We start from the raw sequence: 3929 nt of genomic DNA, 5'->3' as shown, positions 1-3929 counted from the left end.
GTAGTTAACCAAGCAACATCTTTTGTTAGTCCTATTAAGTGCAGGTAGATGCAGACAAACTCCGAGCAATCAACTTCTTTGATATCCTTGTACTTTAAACTTGTTCGGTTGCTGTCTTGTTTGTAGTAAATCTTCTTTGATACAACCTAAAAAGAATAAGCCCAACTCTCGCTAGACTTATAATCTTTAATCTCCAGCAGTACGCAATATCATCTCTAGTCAATACCATAAAATGTCATAGCATCGGCAAATACTTTTTTAATTCCTTTGTGATTGTAGTAATTGTTGCGTTTAACTTCAGCTACAATTTCGCCATCATCTAAAGCTAAATTTAGATACAAGGAGCAAGTAGCAAACCAATTGTCAGGATTGTTTTTCATTCCTTTTCCGTACCCAAACTTATCGTGAGTAATAAATGAATAGTAAGCCGCATAAGCGAAAACTTTGATACAATCTGCTCTTGAATATCCGTTGCGCAATAGTTGAGTTTCCTCGTCTTTTTCATCGATCAGCACCGTTGCTGATAAATCCAAGTATTTCAATAAAGTATTGTCCTCTTGGGTGGTATGCTCATAAATATACTGCATCAATTTCTCGTGAATGACAATGGTTCCATCACTCGCATTTTTATGTTTTATAAGTGCAGATATACGTACAATGGATTCAGGATCTTTTTCTAAATCTATCATACTCACCTGTCGATTTAGTACAAAAGCATTTAAAAAATCATTCTCTAAATAGCCAAATGTTCCAATCAACTTTGCACAAAAGGGATAATCAAAATTGATAAGCCAATTCAAACTACTTTGATCATCATGGAGAATAAATTTACATCGTTCTAAATCAATTTTAAAAATAGCATAATTAAATGCTCTATTTACGGTATCATAAAGAGGTAAATTACCTAATAAATACTTTTGCTCTGGAATAAAATACCTTCTATTTCTATTAAGGTTGAAATAGCCGTTTTCAACATCAAACAACTGTAAATCAGACTCCATCCCATATACATAATTAAAATAACCTTCTTCATATGGCTCATATGCTGTATTGCCAATAATACTAAATTCACTGCCAAATAACTGATAAGGAAACTTATGATTTTCTTTGTTTAAAATATCAAATCCAAAATACTTTTGAATTTATTTTCTATAATTTTCTCTAGAGATTGCTTTAAGTCCTGCTTTTCTATAAGCTAATCCATTCAAATATCGATTGACATCGATGTCTTCCATAGTTAGAATTGTGCGATTTTCATCCACTTGCACATAGTCTCCATCAATGAATTGCACAACTCCATCTTCCAAGTATTTCCATAAAAACAACTCCATTTTTTCCAATCGCTTCAAAACAGTATCGGGATCCTTTATTTCCTCTAATTTGATCGTTGTAAATATTTTTTTTTCAACCTCTTGTCCAATTATATCTTTCATTTCTTTACTTTCAGTGGGATTTAATATCGTATCTATTGTCCGTATACTTATAGGAGATAAAGGATCTGTTGATCCAAATCCAACAGATCCTTTTTTGCAACTAAGTAACAACAGAACTCCCATTACCATTCCTATCCCACTTTTTGTTATCATTCTTCTCTCTCTTATCATTCTTCTTTTTCTTTTAAATATATAATTTTGTTACTCGCATCTTGTTGATAAATAGGACCTATATGTAAATGATCATCATGGTGATCGTCACTGTCCAAACACACACCACTTGGAACGGTATACTCCTTGTTGTTTTTAACTTTTGTTCCCACTCGAAGCCTTTTACAACCAAACTTTGCCATTGCATCAATAAATTGTTGCAATTCACTAGTTAAACGGCGCCCTTTTGCAATAGTATTATTATCGTCCTCATCCTTTTTTCTTTCTCTTTTATTGTATGCCATATCCATAGCTTGTCCGTTGACATGACTAACACTAGGAAAACCAGTTCCGTCACGGGATGCAATACCTGTTCCCTCAAATAGATTATCAATCCCTACAGTGGCAAAACCGCCAATAAACATGGCAAATTGATCTATCCCACAATACTCTCTAATAGTAGCATAGGTTTTATATGAAAAACTCAATGTTGGACTTTTGTATTGAATGGGGCACACTTGAATTACTTTACTTTTTTTTCCTGTCGTAGTGTACTTTCTAATTTTTGTGTTTTTCCCCTTGACATAAATGGAAGTTAATTTATCCTTATCTTTATAATAGTAGGCTGTTTGTCCGTCAATGCTCCAATCTGCGGGGTAATCGAAAGTTTCACTATAGCCCCTTGGAATACTGTCTTGGTAGCCTGCATTTTTTAACTCATCTATTTCCTGCCATTGATAAATTCCAATATTATGCACAATACCATCAGCGGTATAATAGATATATTGTACCTGTTTACTATTCTGATTATACGTTTCTTTCACATAATCTTTGGGAAACTTTTTATAAATTTCACCTGAATGATAAATGTGGTAGGTTATAATAGTCGTATCTACCCTAAGTTCTCTTTTATAACTACATTCCGGCACTTTAAACTTTTTAGTTGTTTCTTCTTCGTAGCACTTTTGTTTGATTAGATAACCATCTCTATCACTGCCAGGATTAGCACCTACTTGTTGCATGATATAGTAAAATCCAGAACCACTAGTTTTAAATCTCAACTCTTGTCTATTTTTGTTAAAATAGACCATAGCTGTTAAGGTACTGAGTTTTACATCACTACTTACCATTTCAAAGTCTTTTATAATATCTACACCTGTGGCACTTAAAATATACGCTCGTTGGGCTTGATAATTACCACGTCCTGTCAACTGCATTAATCCTCTCCCTCTATAATTCCATCCATCGTTTACTTGGGTATTCCCATTAATTCCCTTATAAGCATAATTAGCTGTAGCTTTTTGCAAAGCTTCTCCTGAAAGTCTCTTTGTTGGGGAATCGTAGCCTAGTTGTTCCGCCATTTTCATACCTTCTTTAGTTTGAAAATTGGAGAAATTCTTTTTTAATCCAACAACAGAATAGGAAACTTTTTCTTCATTTTTTACTATTTTACCCCCACCAACTTCTCCATGTGAAATAGCAAAAAACATAGCTTTATTATGACAAGTATTCATTCCTAATTCCTCCATATAGGCGTTGTAAGTTTCTATTACAGTTATTAAATAGCTCTTAAATTGTGCTTCATCTACCCCTATCGCCTTTCTTAAACTTATCTTATACACATTTTCTAATTGATCCACAGTCACTGGAGCAATGCAATTCGGACATTTTTCATGCGAAACCATATCTGGTAATCGATGTGGAGCACGCTCTACTTTGACGGGTATTTTCTTATCGGTAAACGCCTGACCGAAGGCTATCTCTTTTACCAGTTTTAACTGATGTAAATATTGGTGTCCAAATTTTCCCTCTGCTCGGTATCGCGCGATGGTTTCTTCGTTTTGTTTGATTCGTTTTTCTCTGTTTTTTTCACTTATTCCTACCTCTATTTCTGATCGGAGCGGATTTACCAACAAGGCGTTATTTGCAAGGGTTCGGGTATACCCTCGTGGAAAGAGCTCTTCGATGACGTTTTTCTTGATTTGTTTGAGTCCCCAGTAGCTGACTTCTTCTTCAACGTCATAAGATATCCCTATATTAAATACCTTTTTTATACAACCTAAAAAGAATAAGCCCAACTCTCGCTAGACTTATAATCTTTAATCTCCAGCAGTACGCAATATCATCTCTAGTCTTTCTACCACTTCTTATGAATCATTGCTCTTTAATAGTCATGCTAACTAAGATTTTACTTCTATTTTCTAACATCTACAATGGGGCTTTAACTTCACTAATTAGTTGCAACTATTTTTAAAACTTAGTTTTCTAATTAAAATTGAAACTGTGATTTTGACATATACTCAAAAGCTAGAGACATGTCTTCTCCAAAAAAATTGTGTTCTTCTG

Annotated in this window: 3 protein-coding genes; all 3 read right to left on the bottom strand. The window is 34.0% G+C overall.

What is annotated here, in order from left to right; all coding sequences use genetic code 11:
• Positions 1-215: 215 nt before the first annotated feature.
• The gene (locus tag H4K33_RS16135) at positions 216-1001 is read right to left on the bottom strand and encodes a hypothetical protein (protein WP_182650834.1); all 786 of its coding nucleotides are present in this window, start codon (positions 999-1001) and stop codon (positions 216-218) included.
• A gap of 141 nt (positions 1002-1142) precedes the next feature.
• Positions 1143-1586 (bottom strand): hypothetical protein, encoded by a 444-nt coding sequence (locus H4K33_RS16130; RefSeq protein ID WP_182650832.1) that lies wholly within the window; start codon positions 1584-1586, stop codon positions 1143-1145.
• Between the two features lie 14 nt (positions 1587-1600).
• Positions 1601-3661 carry a hypothetical protein gene (locus H4K33_RS16125; protein WP_182650830.1) on the bottom strand — a complete coding sequence of 687 codons (2061 nt, stop codon included), beginning with the start codon at positions 3659-3661 and terminating at the stop codon, positions 1601-1603.
• Positions 3662-3929 lie beyond the last annotated feature (268 nt).

Origin of the sequence: Myroides sp. WP-1, from assembly GCF_014145635.1 — a bacterium.
Classification (GTDB): domain Bacteria; phylum Bacteroidota; class Bacteroidia; order Flavobacteriales; family Flavobacteriaceae; genus Flavobacterium.
Note: the sequence above shows the minus strand (reverse complement) of the source record. Positions and strands in the feature narration are given on the sequence as shown.

Coding starts and splice junctions, on each gene's coding strand:
- H4K33_RS16135 (WP_182650834.1), bottom strand. CDS start 1,001: ATGGAGTCTGATTTACAGTTGTTTGATGTTGAAAACGGCTATTTCAAC.
- H4K33_RS16130 (WP_182650832.1), bottom strand. CDS start 1,586: ATGATAACAAAAAGTGGGATAGGAATGGTAATGGGAGTTCTGTTGTTA.